The sequence below is a fragment of the Cognatilysobacter bugurensis genome (genome assembly GCF_014652095.1).
Taxonomy (GTDB): domain Bacteria; phylum Pseudomonadota; class Gammaproteobacteria; order Xanthomonadales; family Xanthomonadaceae; genus Cognatilysobacter; species Cognatilysobacter bugurensis.
In genome coordinates this window covers 119,176-138,446 of record NZ_BMYD01000002.1, presented here as the reverse complement: position 1 = coordinate 138,446, position 19,271 = coordinate 119,176, and the positions used below count along the sequence as shown (strand labels likewise).

Below are 19,271 nucleotides of genomic sequence, written 5' to 3'. Positions count from 1 at the left end.
CGTCGTCGGGATCAAGTCCGATGCATGCGCCCGGACACACGGGAGCCCTATTCAGCGTTCGCGACCCGGTCACCGCGCCGCGCGCGCATGACGCGCTGCAGCCGATCCACGGCGCAGCCCTGATTTGCTTCTCGGCCGGATCTGACCTAGGTTCACTTCTGTGCGCCATGCCTCGGTTTCCGCCGCGCACACTCCGCTCCAGAACTGCCGGCGCACGTCCCACCGCAAGGGCCCCGCGCCGTGGCCTTCGTCCCTATTGGAAGGAATCTCCGTGAAAGTTCTCCGCAAGAGCAGTCTCCTGCTTGCGGGCGCCGTTTTGTGCGCCGCAAGTGTCACCGTCATGGCCGCCCCCCCGGCCGGTAAAGGCAAGCGGGAGCTCGCCGACTTCGTGCGCGGCAACGCGAACACCAAGGCGCCCCGCGTCGAACTGCCCAAGACCGAGGCCGAGGCGATCGCCGAGCGCCGGATGACGAGCGCCGGCATCATCGAACTTCAGCTGCCCGAAGACCGCATGGTCAACCTGGTCCAGGTCAAGCGCGCGGACGGAACCGTCGTGTTTGCCCACCAGTCCGACGACGCCACGCACGACCATGTCGAATCGACGGGAGACGTTGAATGAAGAGCTCGCTGATGGCGCTGTGCGTCGCCACCGCCCTGTTCGCCGGCGCCGCATCGGCCGCCACCGTCCTGCCCGTGAACGCGGATCCGGCGGGGCAAGGCCTCAATGATCCGACGCCGGTCGCGCCGGTCGGCGGCAACCCGGGCACCACGATCGGCGAACAGCGCCGCATCGCGTACCAGTTCGCGGCCGACCTCTGGGGCGCCGTGCTCGAAAGCGATGCCGAGATCCGCGTGCAGGCGAGCTTTGCGCCGCTGCAGTGCGACACGCGCGTCGTGCTCGGCTCCGCCGGCGCCGGTGCGATCTACATCCTCAACGAGCCGGGCAAGCCGCCGACGCTGTTCCACGGCGCGCTCGCGGATTCGCTGGTCGGCTTCGATATCCAGAACGGCGCAGGCGTCGACGTCGTCAGCCGCTTCAACGCGTCCTACGGCCGCACGAACCCCGACGGCACGCCCTGCTCGCCCGGTTCGGGCTGGTACTACGGCCTCGACGGCCAGACCCCGGCCGGCCTGACGAACTTCCTCAACGTGGTCATGCACGAAATCGCCCACGGCCTGGGGTTCTCGGGCTTCGGCAACGTGCGCACGGGCGCGCCGCTTGCCGGCTACCCGGATGTCTACTCGCGCCTCGCGTTCGACAACAACTCGGGCAAGGGCTGGTATGAGATGACTGACGCGGGCCGCTTGCAGGCCCTGGCCGGCAACAACGTCGTGTTCCGCGGCACGCAGGTCAAGGCCGAGCTGCCGCTGATCCTCGACGAGAAGACCGTCGTGCGCGCAAGCGGCGCCACCGGCGGCGACTTCGAATACGGCACGGCCGCGTTCGGCGCCGCGCCGACGGCCGCGAACTTCGCCGGCTCCGTCGTGCTCGTCAACGACGGCAGCAGCCTGCCCACGCAGGGCTGCGCCCCGTCTCCGGCGGGCGCGTACGCGGGCAAGATCGCGCTCGTCGATCGCGGCTCGTGCGGCTTCGAGGTCAAGGCGGCGTACGCCGAACAGGCCGGCGCGATCGCGGTGGTGGTGGCGAACAACGTCGCCGGCATCATGGCGATGGCCGAGACGCCGGACGTCGAGGCCACCGTGCCGACCGTCAGCGTTTCGCTCGACGATGGCAATGCGATCAAGGCCGGGCTGCCGGGCGTCAGCCTCGCACTCGCGACCCTGGCCGGCCAGTACGCGGGCGCGGACAAGAACGGCTTCGCGCGGCTGTACACGCCGAGCACGATCCAGCCGGGCTCGACGTTCTCGCACTACGACGTGTCGACGACGCCGAACGCGCTGATGGAGCCGTCGATCACCGCATCGCTGAAGGCGAACGTGATGCTCGACCTGACCCCGGCGCTGTTCAAGGACGAGGGCTGGAAGCTCAACACGGGCACGGCGAAGATCGGCGACTGCGACACCGGCATCCCGGTCGTCGAGGAAGGCGGCCTGATCCCGGGTGCCACGGTGGCCGCACTCAGCAACATCTGCGAGATCGGCGCGCGCAACAAGGGCGCGTACCAGAGCTGCATGGACGCGAACAAGGAGCGTCTCGTGGCCCAGGGCGTGCTGCAGGGCAGCCAGGCCGGCAAGATGATGTCCTGCGCCGCCAAGCGCCGGTAAGTCATCGCGTCATGCCATGCAAAACCGGCGCTTCGGCGCCGGTTTTGTTTTGGGATATCCGCAGCGCTCGACTAGCGGCTTGCACTGCGCACGTCGCGCAATGCGACAGCACGCAGATTTCGGCCCGGCCGAGTCGTGTGCGACGTCAGCCGGCACACCCTCGGTGCCACGGTGCGTCGCGCGGTTGCGAACGCCCTAGCGCTTCCACATCCGCGCCGTGCGCGCGGGAATGTCGAACGTATAGCTGCCGCCAGTGATGCGCACCGTGCTGCCCGACCCGAGCGCATCGACATAATCGGTGTTCCAGCGCAGCACGCTGCCGCTCGTGTTGATCGAGGCGATCACCGCATTGCCGCACTTGTTGATGCCGACGATGCCTGCATCGCCGCGGCGGAAGATGAGGTGGCAGTTGCCGTGGCTGAGCACCTGCATGTCCCGACCCGTCATCGCGTTATGGAAGCCGACCATGCGCTTGAGGTCGTCGCGGTTCCACGCGTTGACCCAGCGGTTGTCGCCGCTTTCGTTGTTGTCCGAATACAGCAGCGGCGTGCCGCCGTCGCGGCCCATCACATACGCGTACGCGAGCTTCTCGTCGGTCGCATTGAGGATCTGATAGCGAAAGCCGGCGTTGTTCGGAATGTCGTGCGTCACCGTGAACGTGATCGCGCGGGCGTTCGGCAGCGCAAGGCCCACCGCGCCGGGATTGACGAGCGTGCTCATCGTGCCGTTGAACGAAAACGCGCTGCGGATCGCCGAGAACATCGGGAAGTCGTAGGCACCGTGGTCGGTGTCGCGCAGATACGGCGCAAGGAAGCGGTCGTACTCGGTGTTGCCGGCGCCGCCGGAGGTGATGATCTCGCCGAACACGTGCACGCCCGATTTGAGATCGGACGTCAGCACCCGGTTCATGTGCGTGGCCGGCATGTGCTTGGCCGCGTCGATGCGAAAGCCTTGTACACCCCAGTTCTTGAGCGTCTGCAGGTAGCTGCGCTGCTGCTGCACGACCCAGTCGTTTGCGACGAGGTCCGGCAGGCCGGCATCGCCGCTGCCGCCGCACAGGCGGTAGGTCTGCACCTCGTAGACGCTGTTGTAATCGGTGATGCAGCGCGCCGGGCCGAAGTCCGACGCGGACAGGAAGTTGTACTGGAGCGATCCGAACAGTCGCAGGCTGTTGAAGTAGCTGCTGTTGCCCGCGTAGATGCCGAGCACGCGCGCGCCGGGGTAGTTGAGGTCGGAGCGCTGCGCGGATTCGTTCGCCATGTGGTTGAGGATCACGTCGGCGTAGACGCGGATGCCGCGCGCCTTGAGCGCACTGACCATGTTGCGGAACGCCGTGCTGTCGCCGAGCGGATGGTGGATGACGCGGTAGTCCTGCGGCTGGTAGCGCGCCCACCACGCGCTGCCCTCGCTGCGGTACGCGGGCGCGACGAGCACCGCCTTGTAGCCCGCTGCCTGGATCTGCGCCGCGCGCGCCTGCACGGTGTCGTAGCGCCAGTTGAATGCGTGCACCACGACATCGGCCTGCACGGCGGGTGCGGCGCAGGCGAGCAGTGCGGTGGCGAGCGCACCGCGGATCAGCGAACGACGAACGGGCATGGGCAAGTCTCCGATGGGGGGGGCGGATGCAGCGGCCACGGCTGCGGCCGTCCCGGGCACCTGCCGTCCACTGCGAAGGCGCCTTTAGGCGCGTCATCGATGCTGGACGCGGATCGCGGTGCAGCATGTCGGCTGCAAACGTATTCAGCGGGCGGCGCCGCGCTGCGGTGGCGCGTCGTTCGCATCACAACCGCGACCGACGGCGCGGCCGCCCGGATACGCGCCCCCCCCGTGGCCCGGGCGCAGCCGGCCGTCGTCCCTCCCGCCGGCGGCTTGATTTCCCGCATCCGTCGCGTACGGTCATCCACACGCCACAACGCCTGACGCCATGACCCACGACGCACCGCTCACGCTCGCCCTCGCTCAGATCGCCCCGGTGTGGCTCGATCGCGAAGCCACCGTGGCGAAGGCCGCCGACTGGGTGCGCCGCGCCAGCGCCGAGGGCGCGCGCCTGGTCGCGTTCGGCGAGGCCCTCGCCCCCGGCTATCCGTTCTGGATCGAACACACCGAAGGCGCACGCTTCGAGTCGCCGCTGCAAAAGCAGCTGTTCGCCCACTACGCGGCGCAAGCGGTCGACCTGCCGCGCGACGACCTCGCGCCGGTGCGCGCGGCCGCGCGTGAAGGTCGCATCTGGGTGGCGCTCGGCATCATCGAGCGCGCCCGCGATCGCGGGCACAGCCTCTACTGCTCGCTGGTCCTGATCGACGATGCAGGCGAGGTGCGCAACGTGCACCGCAAGCTCATGCCGACCCACGAGGAGCGGCTCGCCTGGTCGCCGGGCGACGGGCATGGCCTGCGCTGCTTCCCGGTCGACGGCTTCACCCTGGGCGCGCTCAATTGCTGGGAAAACTGGATGCCGCTCGCGCGCGCGGCGCTCTACGCGCAGGGGGAAGACCTGCACATCGCCACGTGGCCCGGCAGCGTGCGCAACACGCGCGACATCACCCGGCACATGGCGCGCGAGGGGCGCAGCTACGTCGCCTCCGTGAGCAGCCTGATGCGCCGCGCGGACATCCCGGAGCACCTGCCGCATGCCGAACTCCTGCGCGCGGCGTTGCCGGAGATCTGCGCGAATGGCGGCTCCTGCGTCGCCGGGCCGGACGGCGAATGGATCATCGAGCCGTGCACCGACGAAGAGCGGCTGTTGATCTGCGAGCTCGACCCCGCGCATGTGCGCGCCGAGCGCCACAACTTTGACCCGTTCGGGCACTACTCGCGCCCCGACGTGCTCGAGCTGCATGTGAATCGTGCCCGTCAGTGCGGCGCGCGGTTTGTCGATGGCGACGACTGAAGACGGTCCGCGACTGCCGGACAATGGCAGACCGCCGCGCTCCCGCAACGACCGACGCCGTTTGATTCACGAGCATCTGATCCTGAATGCGCAACGTCATCAGCGCGGCTGATGACGCCCTCAACGATTGCTGCAGTGCCCGATCCCGCGATGTCGAACTGACCGCTGGCCGGCCCGATTCAACGAGCGCGCCGGCCGGATCGCGGCGGGCGCAATCGTCACGCCCGCGGTCAGCGCGGGCGCATCTTCGTCAGCAACCGCGCTTCAGCGCGCGCCGAGGCGCGCTGCGTCTTTCTTCGCGTCGTCGAGCCCGGGATTGAGCGCGACGGCGCGCCGGTAATCGGCCAGCGCCTCGGCCTTCTGACCGCGCTTTTCGCGCAGTTGCCCTCGGCGCCAATGCGCGCCCGCGAGCGGCACGTCGTCGGGCAAGGCCGACCCGCGCGTGATCACGCGGTCCAGGGCTGCGAGACCCTCGTCTGCGCGCTGCCCGTGCATCGCCGCGTGCCGGCCGAGCATGTACAGCAGGCGCGGCTCGTCCGGTGCGCGCGCGAGTCCGGCGTCGAGCACCGACAACGCATCGGACAAGCGCTTGTTGCGCTCGAGTGTGGCGACCAGCGTGCGCCGGTAGCGCGCTTCGTCAGGCGCCAGCTTCACGGCCGCGCGCAATTCGCGCTCGGCCGCGTCGCCCTCGAGCGTGGCGCCGCGCAGGTAATGACCGGCGGCCGGGTTGCGCTGCGCCAACGAGGCGATTTCGGCCGCCGCCTTGTCCTTGCCGCCGCCCATGAAGCCCGGCGCCATCGAATAGAACTGCACGAGGCCTTCGCGGGCACCGAGATGGTCGGGATTGAGCTGCGCGGCCTTCTGGAACGCATCGCGCGTCTTGCTCGCCCAGCCGGGCTTGCTGAGCATGCCGACCTGCATCGCCATCTTTCCGTACGCCTGTCCCGCGTAGTACCAGGCGTCCGCGCTCTTCGGATGCGCGGCCACCGCGCGCTCGGCCGCGGCCACCGCCGCTTCGGCCTTGGGCTGTTGCAGCGCCAGACGCACCGCATCGACAGCCGGCTCGCGTGCGGCGGCCGGCACCGCGGTCGCTATCGCAAGGGTCAGGGCCAGCGCCGTGCAGCGGGCGGCATGAGTGAAGCGCGTGCGGTCGTGCATTCGGGGTTGTCCTGTGGGCAGCGTGCGGAGCGGCGGCACGGCGACCACGCCGCCGTGCGCCCGCACTATCCCGTGCGCCGTGCGGGGCGAACAGGTGCCGGAAGTCCCGTATGGCCGCGCTTGGGTGTCGCCGCGTGGCCGCACGCGGCGTGCGCTGCGTGCGCTGCGTGCGCTGCGTGGCTGCGTGGCTGCGTGGCTGCGTCGTTGCGTCGTTGCGTCGTTGCGTCGTTGCGTCGTTGCGTCGTTGCGTCGGTGCGTCGGTGCGTCGGTGCGTCGTTGCGAGCGCAGCGTCGGCACCACGGACCGATCGCAGCTGCCCGGCGCAGGCCTAGGCGTTATTCCGCGGCCTCAGCCCCGCGCTTGTCGGCCGCCAGTTCACGCAGCACGCGCTCGAACACTTCAACCGGCTGCCCGCCCGACACGAGGTGCTGGCGCTCGAAGATGACGGCCGGCACGGCGCTGATGCCGGCGCGCAGGAACATCTGCTCTTCGGCTCGCACCGCGTCCTCGTATTCGTTCGACGCGAGGATCGCAGCGGCGCGCGCTGCGGACAGGCCCGCCTCCGCGGCAACGCGCGCAAGCGTCGCGTGGTCGCTCACGTCCTCGCCATCGGTGAAATACGCGCGCAGCAGCGCGTGCTTGAGCTCGAGCTGACGGCCTTCAATGCCCGCCCAGTGCAGCAGCAGGTGCGCATCGAAGGTGTTGTAGATCCGCGTTCGCGCGCCCTGTCCGAACGTGAAGCCCAACTCGGCGCCGCGTTCGCGGATGCGTTCGCGGTTCTGTGCGAGCTGCTCGTCGCTCAATCCGTATTTGCGTCGCAGGTGGTCGTTGATCTCCTCGCCTTCGGTCGCGATCTGCGGGTTGAGCTCGAACGGCTGCACGTGCATCTCGACCGTCACCTCGTCGCGCACGCGCTCGATGGCCTGCTCGAGCGCCGCAAGCCCGATCGCGCACCACGGACAGACCACGTCGGAAACGAAGTCGATGCGCAGCGGCACGGAGGTCGTCGGCGCGTTCATGCGCGTGCCTCCCCTACGTGAGCCTTCAACGGGTTTGCGCGCATTGGGTTCGGGTGTCCGCTCGGCATGGTGCACTCCTCGTTCGGCCTGTCGCCCGAGTATGCCGAGGCCCGCGTGGTCACGAGGCGTGCAGCCGTGGCCTCAAGGCGCAGCCCGGTGAGTGCGTCACCGGTTCGTGTACACCGCGTTGCCCAGACCGGTGCCGATCGTCAGCACAGCCCAGCGCGCGACGTCGTGCATGAGGTGCAGTTCGCCGAGGCCCTGGATCACCGCGTCGTTGTGCATCAGCACCTGCGGTGGCTGGCCGTCGATGGCGTCGAGCCGGGCTTCCAGTTCGCGCGGGAGCAGGAACGGCGGGGCCCAGTCACCGGGCAGGTTCTGCGTGCCCTGCGGCACGCTGCCGTCGGGCTCGACACGTCCGGGACAGGCGATGCCCACGCACGGGGCCAGCCGCACCCCGATCGTGCGCGCCTCGGCGGCCAGGCCGTTGAGCATGCCGGCGATGCGCAGCACCAGCTCGTCGCGCGACGGGTTGTCGCTGCCGTGGCGCCACTGCATGCGGTCGATCACGCGCGCTTTTGCCCCATCGGCCGCACGTCGCAGCCCATGCTCGACGATGCCGCAACGCACGTGCGTCCCGCCGATGTCCACTGCAAGAAACGCATCGAACCCGCGCGTCACGGGCGTGGGCACCGCGTGCACCCAGCCGACTAGCCCGCCTTCATCCGCGTCCTGCGTCAACAGGTGGAATTCCACCTGCACACGCCGCCGCTTGAGGATGCGCTCGGTCCGCCGGATCGCGAGCGCACCGAATTCCTCGTCCGGGAACCCCCCGCCGATCACGATGCGCTCCACGCCCTGCCAGGCCGGCTGCGCGAGATAGAACGCAATCACGTCGGCAAAGCCCTGCGCGTACTCCTCCACTGCGAGATGCACGAGATGCGCTGCATCCGGGTCGCCACCGGCCAGCGCATGGTCCACCAGCGTCTTGTCCGTATCGGGTCCGCGGCGCGGCCCGAAGGCATCGCGCCCGGTGCGCTCGGTGCGCCGCAGGCGGTCGAAGATCGCGAAGAACCCGGTCTCGCTCGCGCGGTCGCCGATGAATTCTGCATCGCCCGGATCGCGCACCAACGAGTTGTAGGTGTCGATCGAAACGCGGCGCAACGTGGCGCTGCCGTGTTCGGTTTGCGTGCTCGAGACTGCGGGTTTCTTTGCGCTGCGCTTGGCCATCGAATGTCTCCTCGTGGGGAGGCATCGTCGTCGGAGGGATGTGAGCGCGGTTGGAAGGCACGGCGATCGGTGCGCATGAGCCTCTACCAAAGCGCCGCCTCATTCACGTGAGTCGACAGGGGCTTACTCAACGGCCGCCGGCCCAAATCAAGCTCAACCGGTCTCGTCGGTGACGGCCTGCTCACCGACCGAGCAAACGTGAAGCCGCTGCGCGTGCGTGGCGACAGACCGGTCAGACGCTCGAGCGCATCACGCGTCCGGCTTGTCGCGGGGCCGCCCTCGCCGGTTCAGGCTGCCGAGATTGGCCCGCGAGCGGGGCGCCTTGCGTCGACACCGACGATCGAAACGCAGGCGCCACGCCCGACTTCCGGCCCATGCACGCAGCCTGCGGCTGGCTCCACAGTGGGCGTCCACACGTGCGGGACCTCCGATGAACCGACCGCGATCCGCTGCGAATCGCCGCCTGCCCGACATCACGCTGATGCTGCTGCGTGTGGTGACCGGGGCATTTCTCATCCACGGCACGCAGGACAACATCGTCAGCGCCGCGCGCATGCAGGAATTCGTGGAGTTTCTGACGCAGCACGGATTTGCATGGCCGCAGCTCATGGCCCCGTTGTCGGTCTACGCGCAGTTCCTCTGCGGCGCGCTGCTGGTGCTGGGCCTGTTCACACGCGCCGCGGGGCTGGTCGTGGCGATCAACTTCGTGGTCGCCGTCGTGATGGTGCACTGGACGCAGGACTTCCGCGGCTGGTGGCCCGCGCTGGTGCTCGTGCTGCTGGGCCTGCACTTTGCCGCGCAGGGCGGGGGGCGTTATGCAGTGGATGCCGTGTGGCGTTCGAGACGCCAGCGGCGCCGCTTCTCGCGCTAAGCAGGTCGCCCGATCGACCGTCGAATTACGTCGCGCGTCGCCGTTTGCAACGCAAATACGCAATCGAGCGTTGATACCCAACTCGCCCGCCGCGTGAGGATAGCGACCGCAAAACAAAAGGCCCCGACATCGGGGCCTTTCGCGTGCGGCAGCAGCACCGCTGCCGATCAGTGTTTAGTGGCGCCCACAGGCGCACCGTCCTCGGCGGCAGGCTTGAGCGTCACCGACAGCTCCTCGAGCTCGGAGATCTCCGCCTCGATGGCATCGTGCAATTCACCGGCGCGGACCATCAAGTCCTCGATGCGCTCGGCCTGCTTGAGCTTCCTGAGCTCACCGTCGAACAACAGCCACTGGGTCGACAGGCGCTCGACGTTGCCTTTCGAGTAGTGACGCATCTCTTTGAGCTGCGTCAGCGTGTCGTTGACATGATCGAACGGCGTCTTGGTGTCAGTGGACATTACGACCTCCTGCTTCGGTTGTGAGGCAAGCAAGATTAACGACGCTGCCTGTCTGCTCGCAAAACAGGCCGATGGCCGCTCAGCAACGTGAAGTCCGCGTCGGGTCGAAATGCATGAAATGGCCGAGCCACGGGGTCGACGGCATTGCTGCGTCGCCCGGTCAGTCGCCAGGCCTCAGTCGATGTGGCGCGCGCGTACCGACGAACAGATGACGACGCGAAAACCTGTTGCGTCACGAACGCGACGGTACGCCAGCTATCCGCGACACCGGTAGCGATTCAGACCCGCCGTCTTGTCAACAGAGTGCAGCGTGCAGCGTCGCCCACGCGTCGCATCCTGCAGCCGCGGCACGTGGAACGGCCTGCCAAAAAGTGGGCAGAATGGAGCGGGCGCCGGGGGGCGCTCGCCCGCGAGGCACACTGCATCTGGCAGTCGTCGCGTGGATCGGATCAGATCGAGGTCGACGCGCGGGCTGGACGACAGCCGTGGCCGACCCGCAAAGGGGAAATAATGACAACGCGTGCAATGCGCCCCGGTTCGGGGCTTCAGTGGTTCAAGAACGGTCTCAATCTCGGCCATCGCAACGCAAAGAAGGTCTTTGCCGGCGCGGCGGTGCTGCTGGTCGCGGGGCTGGTGCCGTCGCTCGTGGCGTTACCGATCCAGATGGCCGCTCCGCAATCGGGAGTGGTGATCGCGCTCACGTATGTGCTCATCATGCTTTTGGCGTTTGCGCTGGCGCCGATGTACGGCGGCTATCTGGTGCTCATCAACGCCGCGGAGTCCGGGCAGTCGCCGCGGGTAGGCGACGTGTTTGCTGCGTACCGGTCGAGGACCGGCGCCCGTATCGTCGGCTTCGCGCTGGCGGTGACGGCGCTGTACATCGTGAGTTTTGTTGCACTCGCCTACCTCGTCGCTCCCGACCTGCCGGCGCTGTATGTGAAGCTGCTCTCGTCCGATCCACAGCAGCTGCAGACCACAATGCAGTCGCTGCCTGAGGGCCTCGGCCGCTTTATCGGGCTGGGCATGTGCCTGGGGCTGTTCCTGGGCGGCGTGTACGCCCTCGGCCTGGGCCAGGTGTCGCTTGGAGAGCATGGCGTGGGTCGGGCGCTGCGCGACGGTGTGACCGGCACTGCGAAGAACCTCCTGCCCCTGCTCGTGCTGCTGGTGGTTGCGATTGCCGCCCTGATTGCCTGCACGCTCGTGTTCATGGTGGTGGCGTTTGTGGCCGGGCTGCTCGCTTCGATGATCGGCGCGTGGGCGATGGCGCTGGTGCTGCTGCCCATGTACCTGGCCGCGATGCTCGCGATGTACGTGGTCGGCTTCGGTACGGTCTATCACATGTGGAAATCGGTCTGCGGCGAAGCTTCGGGCGAGAGCCTGGCGGTCTGACCGCATCCACACGCACGGACGTCGCGGTGCCGTTACCGCGACGGTCGTGCTCACGCGCATTCATGCATGCGCACAAAAGGCTCCGGCGACCGGGCTTTTGCATAACGACCCGATGCCGCGCCGCCCGGCGCACCGAGCTCGGCTATTTGTTCTTCCACCAGCAGGACACCGAACAGCTCCGTTGAAAGGGGGCCGCGGTGTGGGCCCGACCCCGCACGCCGCAGCGCGCGCGTGCGATGACGGCGTCTACAAGGCCCCCCGACGACCGGCACGCGCGTCCCCATCCTCGACGCGCGATAACAGCCGCAGGCCGAACGAACCCTCGGGCGGCGCCCGATGGATGACCAGCGCATGCATGGACCTGCCGCCCCTGATCAACCCCGCACGCGCGCACCTGCCGCACTGCGGATCGGCTTCACGACGCTCATCGCACTGGCAGAAGCAGCGCACCTGGCCTGGGAGCACCTGCACGGCGGGATCGTCAGCCACCACCTGCTCAACGACCCTTCCCTGCCCGCGCTGTGGAACGGCTGGGGCCTCCTGGTACTGCCCTCGCTGGCGTGGTTCGCCTCGAGCCGCGCGTTCGACCGCACGGGCGGCAGATGGCGTCTGCACGGGCCGTTCGCGCTGCGCCTGCTGTCCGGCGTGCTAGCGGGGTTGGCCCTGTCGATGGCGTTCTCGTTCGGCCGCGAGGACATCGCCGGTGCGGTGCTGGTCGGTCTGTTGGCATCGGCATTGGTCGTGCGCCTCTACCGCATCGAATGCCTGCTCGGCTTCGTGCTCGGCATGGCGTTTACGTTCGGCGCGCTGTTGCCGACGTTGATTGGCGGCTTCATCGCGCTGCTGTCCGCGGCGGCATGCTTCGGGGCGTGGCCGCTGGTGGGATGGGCGTGGGCGAAGACGCGAGCCTGAGAACGACACGGGCCGGCGCCGGATTCTCTACGCGCGCCACTCATGCGGCTCGAGCGGGACGCCGAAAACCCGGGCCGCGCCGCTGACGCTGCTCGAACGTGGGGCAGCCCGATGCAAGCGCGAAAGCTCGCCGGAAGGTCGAGGGGCTACGCGGCGACTGAGCCCGACCCCATCGCCGCACCGGACGACCCTGCTGACACCACGTTGTCAGCAACTCCCTCGCAGACTGGCCTCCACCCGGCAGCCGCCGCCGCGACAGGAGTCCCCATGAATCGGCACGTCACGTTCTTCTACGCCCCGCAGACCCGCGCCTCGGGCACGCTCGCATTGCTCGAAGCGCTGCAGGCGGACTACACGATCCACACGCTCGACCTGAAGGCGGGCACGCAGCGTGAGCCGGCGTACCTCGCCATCAACCCCATGGGCAAGGTGCCGGCGATTCGCCACGGCAATGCGGTCGTCACCGAGCAGGTGGCGGTGATGCTCTACCTCGCGGACCTGTACGCGGACCGCGGCCTCGCGCCGGCGCTCGACGATGCGCTGCGTGGGCCCTACCTGCGGTGGATGGCGTTCTATGGCAGCTGCTTCGAGCCGGCGGTGATGGACCGGTCGATGAAGCGCGACGCCGGCGATCCCACCAGCTCCGGCTACGGCGGCTACGACAACGTCATGGACACGCTCGCCGCGCAACTCGCCACCGGCCCATGGCTGCTCGGTGAGCGCTTCACGGCGGCCGACGTGCTGTGGGGCACGGCATTGAAGTGGACGATGCAGTTCGGTCTGGTGCCCGACCGCCCGGTCTTTCGCGACTACGTCGATCGCGTGGCCGCCGTGCCTGTGATCCAGCGCGCGGCCGAGCTCGACACGAGCTACGCATCGCCCCAGGCCGCCTGAGCTCGGCCGCCCGATAGACTGCGGCGATGCGTCGAGCCGACCGGCTGTTCCTTCTCGTCAATGCCCTGCGGGGGCGGCGTCGCGCCGTCCCCGCGCGTGTGCTCGCCGACGACCTCGGTGTCTCGCTGCGCACTGTCTATCGCGACGTCGCCGACCTGCAACGCTCGGGCATTCCCATCGAAGGCGAGCCCGGCGTCGGCTACATGCTGCGCAAGGGCGCCGACCTGCCGCCGCTCGCGTTCGACGCGGAAGAACTGGAGGCGCTGATCGTCGGCATCCGCTTCGCGCGTGCATTCGCGGGTGGCCGACTGGGCGATGCGTCGATGCGCGCGCTCCTCAAGATCGAAGCCGTGGTGCCGCCGGAGGTCTACGCGCGCGCCCGCCGCATCGCGATCCTCGCGCCGGGCGGTCGCGGAGAACGCAGCGCCGCATTCTCCGCCAGCCTCGACCGGTTCAACCTCGCCATTGCCGAACGTTCGCTGCTGCGCGTGCGCTACGTGCGCGCCGGCGACGAAGAAACCACGCGCGTCATCGAGCCGCTGTGCGTGCTGTTCTGGGGCGGGTCGTGGACGCTGGCCGGCTGGTGCCGGCTGCGCGGCGACTTCCGCCAGTTCCGCCTCGACCGCATCCGCGAATGCGCTCCGACGGGCGAGACCTATGCGCCCGACCCCACGCGCGGCTTCGACGCGCTCATGCGCCGGTTTGACGTGCAGGCCTGTGAGCAAGCGCAGCAGGCCTTGGGAGCGGCCATGGGCGGCGAGTGGGCGACGTAGTCGATCGACGGCGAAGGACCCATCTCCGGACGCAAGCTCAGCTGGCTGCCGTGCTTCCTTGGGCCGACCGGACCCCGGCCTCTGCGATGACGACGCAGTCAGCCAAGCAGCCAGCGCCGGGATGCGTGATGTGCTGCAGGACTCGCTCCATAGCCCGACGTCGTCGCGTACCGGCCCCGCCCCGCCGAACGCGGTGCTGCGAAAGCGATGACGCAGGCCGTTAGCTCGACTGAAGCAGTTCTGGCCTTTTGTGCCGCATCACGCCTTCATCTTCTGCCTGCACTGCACGCACTGCATCTCTTCGGTGGCGACGTACGCGCCGTCGCGCAGGACATAGACCGGCTTGAAGCGCGGGTGGGGGCACTCGGCCTGCGGCCCGCGCCTGGGCTCGTCCAGCGTCGGCTCGAGCCGGACCTGCGGGACGCGCTTGCGCCGCTGCCACCACTCGATCAGCGCCCACACCGCCAGCGCGACCGGCAGCGTGATTGAGAGGTAGTGCCATAACTCAGCCATTGCCAACTCCGTCGCTAGCGGCGGTGGGTGTGGGGGTGGGGCGGCCTTATTGCCAGCTCGTCGGTGCGCGCATCAAGCGCGTCCTCGTCTTCGCTAAGGATCGCCTCTGCCCTATGAACCGTTGAAACACCGTCGCTGGACAGCGGAGCGCAGCGTCTGGTATCGCCCCGCGTCCGGGTGGCGACGGCGGCGTTAACAGCAACTTCCACCTACGGATCGCGAGAGCCGCGCACGCACCGGCCTGTGGGTTGCTTCGCTAGACTCGCAGCCCATCCTCCAGCGAACAGGCCGATGAACCGACATGCATGCCGAGCAATGACCATCGTCCTTGCCGCCACACTGCCTGCGTTGGCCTCCGCGAAAGAACCGCTGTACGTCGCGCCTGAACTCGAGGTCGCGCCCGACGTAAAGATCAGCGAGGGCTTCTCAGACTGCCCGTTCCGCAAAACCTTCGGCGAAATGCTGAAGCTCGCGCTTCACAAGGAAAACGGCGCGATCGCCCCAGGCAAGGTACCGACGCCTGCAGGCCGCTCCCTGCACGTGCGGCTGGTCGGCATGTCGCTTTCCGGAAACGGGTTCCTCGGACACGACGCGCAGCTTCGATTCGAAGGCGCGCTGTACCAGGACGGAAACAAAGTGGCGGCGTTCACCGACAACGTGCGATTCCAGACGGACGCCATGGTCACCGCATGCGCGCAACTGCGCTCGAACCTGGACGCCGAGGCGATCCAGATCGCCAAATGGGCCCGGAAGCCGGTGGACGGACAAGAGCTCAAGCGTTGGGGCGAATAGCTCGCACTTTAGAGACCAACAGGGTCAGGCTCATCCTCGACGCAGTGGGCGGCGTTGGCTGATGGCGAAGCGGAAGTGGCCCTGGGCATCGAAGCGGTTCTGGCGGCAGAACACAACACTGACCGGCCGGGCTGTCGAAGTCAGACCGAGAAGGCGACCTGCCACGCGGCGAGGTTGCGCTCATCCGAGCAAATGAACCTGACCCCTTTTTTTCATTCGGGGCAAATCTGACCGCGTTGTTTGGCTGGCAATCGGACTCGGCACGAGCGCTTAAGTGAACCCAGCTCCGTTATCGTGCTCTGTAGCCACAGTCGCTCTCGCCTCTGTTCGAATCCCGAGCCCGCCTCCAGACTCGCTCGCCCCCAACGCACGACTAGCGGGCAACAGCGGACCACCGTCTTCAGCATGTCGTGGCGCCAGCATTGCGAGCAGGTCATCCATCGGCATCGGTCTGGCGATGTAAAAGCCCTGCGCTCGGTCGCAGCCGAGCTTGCGCAGCAAATCCAGCGCGGTGCCATCGGGAACGCCCTCGGCCACGACACGCAGCCCGAGGTCCCGGGCCAGCGCGACGATTGCCGCCACAAGCGAATGGTCGTGCCGGTCATGCGCCATGTCGGCAACGAATGAGCGATCGATCTTGAGTTCGGTGGCAGGCAGGTGTTTGAGATAGTTGAACGACGCGTGGCCCTTGCCGAAATCATCGATCGCGAGGCCAAAGCCGGCTGCGCGCAGCGCCGCAAGTTGCTCGAGCGCGTTGGTGGCCTCGACGATGCACTCGTGCTCGGTCACCTCGAGCACCACCTGCGACGCATCCAGCCGGAACTCCCGCAGCATGTCGGCGAAATAGCCGGGCAGCGTGGGGTCGCGCAGGTTGCTGGCGCTGAGGTTGATGCTGAGCGTCGTGCCCCGCAGTTCCGACGCGCCGGCAAAGTCTGTAAAAGACTGGCGCACGACGAGGCGGGTCAGCGCATCCATCAGGCCGAGACGTTCGGCGATCGGGATGAACTCGTCGGGCGCGCTCGGTTCGCGTTGGTCCGGGTGCCAGCGCACCAGTGCTTCGATCCCCACCAGCCTGCCGCTGCCGATCTCCACCTGTGGCTGGTAGTGCACCCGAAGCCGCCCGCGCTCGATGTCGCGTCGAAGTTCATTGACCAGCTCGAGGCGTTCACGGCTGTGCGGATCGATGTCCGGTGAGAACACCGCGTACGGCCGGCGCGCGACTTTGGCCGCATACATCGCAACATCGGCCTCTCGCAGCAACTCGTCGAATTGCCGCGCGTGCTCCGGGAAGATCGCAATGCCGATGCTCTGGCCAACATGCAGTTGCTGTCCCTGCACCTCGAACGGCGATTTCATCTCCCCCACGAGCCGCTCCACGATCGCAACGGCGGTGTTCGCATCGGCGTCCTGCAGCACGAAGGCAAACTCGTCGCCTCCCAGCCGGGCCATCGTGTCCCCTGCGCGCAGCAGCGGCTGGATGCGGCCTGGTATCTGTCGCAGCACCTGATCGCCGACCCCATGCCCCAAGGTGTCGTTGATTTCCTTGAAGTGGTCGAGGTCCATGAACAGCAATGCGAACGACTGATCGTCCCGCTGGGCATGCGCCATAGCCTGCAGCACGCGATCGGTCAGCAGTGCTCGATTCGGCAGTCCGGTCAGGCCGTCGTGCATCGCCATGTGCTGCATCTCGTCGGTGTTTCTGAGCAGCTCCGCACGCATGTGGTTGATGTCGCTCGCCAGCGACAGAATTTCCGGCAGGTGCGTGCGCACCTCGATCGCTTCGCGAAACTCACCCGAAGCCACGCGCCGGGATGCGAGGCCGAGTGCCCGCATGGGCCGGTTGAGGCGACCGATCCAGTAGGCCGCGAGCAGCAGCGTCAGCACCAGATAGCCGAGCGTCAGCAGTGCGGCACGGCGGTTGACGATCGCGATCTGCTCGAGTGTCGGTGTCTCGTCGAATGCGAGCCTCAACTGCGCGGCCGGCTCGCCGTCGGCATCGAGCAGTGGCGTCGCGATGAAGTACACGTCGTCGCCGTGCCCGCCGAACAGGAAATCCTCCTGGAATGCGGGCGGCGCGTTGCTCACCATCGGAGATTCGAAGGTCCAACGGACATCGCCGTCTTTGGACAGGATCTCGACCGACAGCAGCGTGCTGCCTGCCGCGCTGGCGTAGAAGATCTCGCGCGCCGCATCCTGATCGAAATCGCTCGGGATCAACGACGCGAACAACCGCGTCTCGGAGCGGATCTGATTGACGAACTGCGCGGTGAACGCCTGGTTGACGAAGAACACCAGCCCGCCGAAAAACAGCGGAATGATCAGCGCATGGACGCCGAACACGGCCAGCAGGGTCTGCCCGCGCAGCGTGCGCGGGTGCAGCGTCAGCGAACCGGTCCCTGCCACAGCACCCGTACCACTTTGAGACCTTCATACCGCTGGGCGTCTTTTGCCCACATGAAACTGATTCGCTGCGGATCCTCACGCAACAACTCGACCACGCGCCGCTCGTCGTCGACCACGGCCGGCCGCGTGCCGCCGCGCTGGAACACGTGCGACACCATCTGCCGCTGGTAGTGCTGCGACGAAAGGAACACGACCTTCTGCAGGAACACTTCGTAGAGAAGAGGGTTGCTCTGATTGATCACCGGTCGCGGGCGTGCGCCGCCCTCGCCGACCGGCAGCGCGAGGAACGCAAGCCGCAGGTCGGCCGGCTTGAGCCCGGCAAGCGGCGAGCGGTCGCTGGCCACCGCCACGAGCGTCTGGACGTCGTCGGCGGCGCTGGCCGCCGGCGAAGCCACCGTCAGGGCCCACACCAGCAGGGTGACCGCGCGCTTCATGGGAAGTACGCGCTCCATTGCAGCGCAAGGCGATCACCGCGGCCGCCGAGCGTGTCGAAATGCGAGAGTTCGGCGGTCAGGGCCTGACGGGGTGTCAGATCGACGCGCAGGCCGATCAGGTTGCGCTCGGTGACGAAGCCGCGGAACCGCCCAAGGAACGGTGCGTCGGGATCGACGCCGTGGCTGTCCTCGACGCGCGCATAAGGCGTCAGCCGCTGCGATGCGGACCATTCCACCTGCACGTAGGCCGTGCTGAAGGATTCGCTCGGTCCGCCGTGCTCGAACGAGCCACGCACATGGGCCAGCGTGGACGTGATGCGCAACGGACCGCGGGTCCAGTTCGTGTAGGCGCCGGCGATGTGCTGCTCGAACGTATGCTCGCCCGCGGGGGCGTGGTCATGCGCATGGCCGTCGGCGTGCCCGCGCAGCCGGGTGCTGCCGAGAAACATTCCCACCTGGTCGGAAACGAACAGGGCCGGTCGCCAGTTCACGTTCACGATCGCGCCGCTGCCATGGCCGGAGTCGGGATGCGCTACGTCGTGCGCATCGAGGCGATCTGCCAGCCGCGGCCCCAGGCCTGCTGCAAGCGAGTAGTGCATGGCGCCCGTGGCGAGCTCGGCGCTGCCTTCCCACAGCAGGCCGGTGAAGTGCGTCGGCAACGGACCGTGACCGCCCTCGAACTCTTCAATCCCGGGCCGCGAGATGCTGGTCTGCAGATAAGTGCCGTGGTGGTAGGCGGTGTTCCAGTAGCCGATCGGCGTGTGGAACCGGCCCGCCCACAGGGTATCGCCGCCCGAAAAGCGCCAGCCCAGCTGCAGGCGCTGGATCTCTTTCGAGTTCTCCGTCAGGAACCACTCGCCCAGGAACCGGACGCGTTCGGACTCGACGGTCGCAAACAGGTCGAGCGTCGCGGCAAAGCCACTGGCCGAGCCCGGGGAGCCGCTCCCGACGTCGGTTTCGTGCCAGCTCACCGCCGGGAACAACAGAAAATCGAACTGCGGCTCGGCGGCCCAGGCCGGCGACGCGGCAAGCAGCGCTGCCAACGTTGCGCCTGAAGGCAAGGCGCGGCTCATCGCGTGCGCGGCCTTTGCCCAGTACCCGGCCTTGCCCAGCGAGCGATCTCGTACGACTGCAGACATAAAACCTCTTCTCGGCCGAAAATGGCCAAGACCCCGTGTGCATCTTGCTCGCGCAAGCGGTGCGCGGCAACGAGCCCGGTCGCAATTTTGATGCCTGGCAGCGTAAGGGCAGGTTGGATTCCCGAAGAACTAAACCTGAGATGGCTAGTTGGCCGGTGCTGCTATTCATGCGC

Annotated in this window: 18 protein-coding genes; 9 read left to right on the top strand and 9 right to left on the bottom strand. The window is 67.8% G+C overall.

Features of this window, described 5'->3' with window-relative positions; genetic code table 11:
- Positions 1-340 precede the first annotated feature (340 nt).
- Entirely contained in the window at positions 341-619 is a 279-nt protein-coding gene (locus IE075_RS07770) for a hypothetical protein (RefSeq protein ID WP_189455108.1), read from the top strand.
- Positions 616-2,226 (top strand): PA domain-containing protein, encoded by a 1,611-nt coding sequence (locus tag IE075_RS07765; protein ID WP_189455106.1) that lies wholly within the window; start codon positions 616-618, stop codon positions 2,224-2,226. Before IE075_RS07770 ends, IE075_RS07765 begins: the two co-directional genes overlap by 4 nt.
- Positions 2,227-2,421: 195 nt before the next feature.
- Here the strand turns inward: IE075_RS07765 and IE075_RS07760 are convergent, their stop codons facing one another.
- The gene (locus IE075_RS07760; RefSeq protein ID WP_189455104.1) at positions 2,422-3,822 is read right to left on the bottom strand and encodes an alpha-amylase family protein; all 1,401 of its coding nucleotides are present in this window, start codon (positions 3,820-3,822) and stop codon (positions 2,422-2,424) included.
- 328 nt (positions 3,823-4,150) lie between these two features.
- Here IE075_RS07760 and IE075_RS07755 point away from each other — a divergent pair, with 328 nt between their 5' ends.
- Positions 4,151-5,113: a carbon-nitrogen hydrolase family protein gene (locus IE075_RS07755; RefSeq protein ID WP_189455102.1), complete on the top strand. Its 963-nt coding sequence runs from the start codon at positions 4,151-4,153 to the stop codon at positions 5,111-5,113.
- 264 nt (positions 5,114-5,377) lie between these two features.
- On the opposite strand, the gene IE075_RS07750 is transcribed toward IE075_RS07755, so the two are convergent.
- The 3 genes from IE075_RS07750 to IE075_RS07740 all read right to left on the bottom strand — a co-directional run bounded on the left by IE075_RS07750 (position 5,378) and on the right by IE075_RS07740 (position 8,520).
- A complete protein-coding gene (locus IE075_RS07750; RefSeq protein WP_189455100.1) occupies positions 5,378-6,271 on the bottom strand; it encodes a tetratricopeptide repeat protein in 894 nt (297 codons plus the stop codon).
- Between the two features lie 335 nt (positions 6,272-6,606).
- Positions 6,607-7,290 (bottom strand): DsbA family oxidoreductase, encoded by a 684-nt coding sequence (locus IE075_RS07745; RefSeq protein WP_189455098.1) that lies wholly within the window; start codon positions 7,288-7,290, stop codon positions 6,607-6,609.
- A 165-nt stretch (positions 7,291-7,455) separates the two neighbouring features.
- On the bottom strand, positions 7,456-8,520 hold the full coding sequence (locus tag IE075_RS07740; RefSeq protein WP_189455096.1) for an ROK family protein: 1,065 nt from the start codon (positions 8,518-8,520) through the stop codon (positions 7,456-7,458).
- A gap of 430 nt (positions 8,521-8,950) precedes the next feature.
- Here IE075_RS07740 and IE075_RS07735 point away from each other — a divergent pair, with 430 nt between their 5' ends.
- Positions 8,951-9,391 (top strand): DoxX family protein, encoded by a 441-nt coding sequence (locus IE075_RS07735; protein ID WP_189455093.1) that lies wholly within the window; start codon positions 8,951-8,953, stop codon positions 9,389-9,391.
- 167 nt (positions 9,392-9,558) lie between these two features.
- Here the strand turns inward: IE075_RS07735 and IE075_RS07730 are convergent, their stop codons facing one another.
- Positions 9,559-9,849 (bottom strand): hypothetical protein, encoded by a 291-nt coding sequence (locus tag IE075_RS07730; protein WP_189455091.1) that lies wholly within the window; start codon positions 9,847-9,849, stop codon positions 9,559-9,561.
- A gap of 525 nt (positions 9,850-10,374) precedes the next feature.
- Here IE075_RS07730 and IE075_RS07725 point away from each other — a divergent pair.
- The 4 genes from IE075_RS07725 to IE075_RS07710 all read left to right on the top strand — a co-directional run bounded on the left by IE075_RS07725 (position 10,375) and on the right by IE075_RS07710 (position 13,817).
- Positions 10,375-11,238, top strand: coding sequence for a hypothetical protein (locus IE075_RS07725; protein ID WP_189455089.1), 864 nt, complete (start codon positions 10,375-10,377; stop codon positions 11,236-11,238).
- 351 nt (positions 11,239-11,589) lie between these two features.
- Complete coding sequence (locus IE075_RS07720; protein ID WP_189455087.1) at positions 11,590-12,150, top strand: hypothetical protein; 561 nt, start codon at positions 11,590-11,592, stop codon at positions 12,148-12,150.
- 267 nt (positions 12,151-12,417) lie between these two features.
- Positions 12,418-13,044 carry a glutathione S-transferase family protein gene (locus IE075_RS07715; RefSeq protein ID WP_189455085.1) on the top strand — a complete coding sequence of 209 codons (627 nt, stop codon included), beginning with the start codon at positions 12,418-12,420 and terminating at the stop codon, positions 13,042-13,044.
- 26 nt (positions 13,045-13,070) lie between these two features.
- On the top strand, positions 13,071-13,817 hold the full coding sequence (locus tag IE075_RS07710; RefSeq protein WP_189455083.1) for a helix-turn-helix transcriptional regulator: 747 nt from the start codon (positions 13,071-13,073) through the stop codon (positions 13,815-13,817).
- Positions 13,818-14,075: 258 nt separating this feature from the next.
- On the opposite strand, the gene IE075_RS07705 is transcribed toward IE075_RS07710, so the two are convergent.
- Positions 14,076-14,330, bottom strand: a complete 255-nt coding sequence (locus IE075_RS07705) for a hypothetical protein (RefSeq protein ID WP_189455081.1) — start codon at positions 14,328-14,330, stop codon at positions 14,076-14,078.
- A 315-nt stretch (positions 14,331-14,645) separates the two neighbouring features.
- Here IE075_RS07705 and IE075_RS07700 point away from each other — a divergent pair, with 315 nt between their 5' ends.
- Entirely contained in the window at positions 14,646-15,122 is a 477-nt protein-coding gene (locus tag IE075_RS07700; RefSeq protein WP_189455079.1) for a hypothetical protein, read from the top strand.
- Between the two features lie 270 nt (positions 15,123-15,392).
- On the opposite strand, the gene IE075_RS07695 is transcribed toward IE075_RS07700, so the two are convergent.
- From IE075_RS07695 to IE075_RS07685, 3 genes are read right to left on the bottom strand one after another with little or no spacing between them, the layout of a single operon-like run.
- A complete protein-coding gene (locus IE075_RS07695; RefSeq protein ID WP_189455077.1) occupies positions 15,393-17,525 on the bottom strand; it encodes a putative bifunctional diguanylate cyclase/phosphodiesterase in 2,133 nt (710 codons plus the stop codon).
- Positions 17,504-17,959 (bottom strand): hypothetical protein, encoded by a 456-nt coding sequence (locus IE075_RS07690; protein ID WP_189455075.1) that lies wholly within the window; start codon positions 17,957-17,959, stop codon positions 17,504-17,506. The genes IE075_RS07695 and IE075_RS07690 overlap by 22 nt, the downstream gene beginning before the upstream one ends.
- Positions 17,956-19,098: a hypothetical protein gene (locus IE075_RS07685; protein WP_189455073.1), complete on the bottom strand. Its 1,143-nt coding sequence runs from the start codon at positions 19,096-19,098 to the stop codon at positions 17,956-17,958. The genes IE075_RS07690 and IE075_RS07685 overlap by 4 nt, the downstream gene beginning before the upstream one ends.
- Positions 19,099-19,271 lie beyond the last annotated feature (173 nt).

Bases quoted from the DNA above. Each gene is read 5' to 3' on its own strand.
- IE075_RS07700 (WP_189455079.1), top strand. From the start codon at position 14,646: ATGACCATCGTCCTTGCCGCCACACTGCCTGCGTTGGCCTCCGCGAAA.
- IE075_RS07720 (WP_189455087.1), top strand. From the start codon at position 11,590: ATGCATGGACCTGCCGCCCCTGATCAACCCCGCACGCGCGCACCTGCC.
- IE075_RS07770 (WP_189455108.1), top strand. From the start codon at position 341: ATGGCCGCCCCCCCGGCCGGTAAAGGCAAGCGGGAGCTCGCCGACTTC.
- IE075_RS07725 (WP_189455089.1), top strand. From the start codon at position 10,375: ATGCGCCCCGGTTCGGGGCTTCAGTGGTTCAAGAACGGTCTCAATCTC.
- IE075_RS07690 (WP_189455075.1), bottom strand. From the start codon at position 17,959: ATGAAGCGCGCGGTCACCCTGCTGGTGTGGGCCCTGACGGTGGCTTCG.
- IE075_RS07740 (WP_189455096.1), bottom strand. From the start codon at position 8,520: ATGGCCAAGCGCAGCGCAAAGAAACCCGCAGTCTCGAGCACGCAAACC.
- IE075_RS07730 (WP_189455091.1), bottom strand. From the start codon at position 9,849: ATGTCCACTGACACCAAGACGCCGTTCGATCATGTCAACGACACGCTG.
- IE075_RS07710 (WP_189455083.1), top strand. From the start codon at position 13,071: ATGCGTCGAGCCGACCGGCTGTTCCTTCTCGTCAATGCCCTGCGGGGG.
- IE075_RS07705 (WP_189455081.1), bottom strand. From the start codon at position 14,330: ATGGCTGAGTTATGGCACTACCTCTCAATCACGCTGCCGGTCGCGCTG.
- IE075_RS07735 (WP_189455093.1), top strand. From the start codon at position 8,951: ATGAACCGACCGCGATCCGCTGCGAATCGCCGCCTGCCCGACATCACG.
- IE075_RS07750 (WP_189455100.1), bottom strand. From the start codon at position 6,271: ATGCACGACCGCACGCGCTTCACTCATGCCGCCCGCTGCACGGCGCTG.
- IE075_RS07765 (WP_189455106.1), top strand. From the start codon at position 616: ATGAAGAGCTCGCTGATGGCGCTGTGCGTCGCCACCGCCCTGTTCGCC.
- IE075_RS07755 (WP_189455102.1), top strand. From the start codon at position 4,151: ATGACCCACGACGCACCGCTCACGCTCGCCCTCGCTCAGATCGCCCCG.
- IE075_RS07745 (WP_189455098.1), bottom strand. From the start codon at position 7,290: ATGAACGCGCCGACGACCTCCGTGCCGCTGCGCATCGACTTCGTTTCC.
- IE075_RS07715 (WP_189455085.1), top strand. From the start codon at position 12,418: ATGAATCGGCACGTCACGTTCTTCTACGCCCCGCAGACCCGCGCCTCG.
- IE075_RS07760 (WP_189455104.1), bottom strand. From the start codon at position 3,822: ATGCCCGTTCGTCGTTCGCTGATCCGCGGTGCGCTCGCCACCGCACTG.
- IE075_RS07685 (WP_189455073.1), bottom strand. From the start codon at position 19,098: ATGTCTGCAGTCGTACGAGATCGCTCGCTGGGCAAGGCCGGGTACTGG.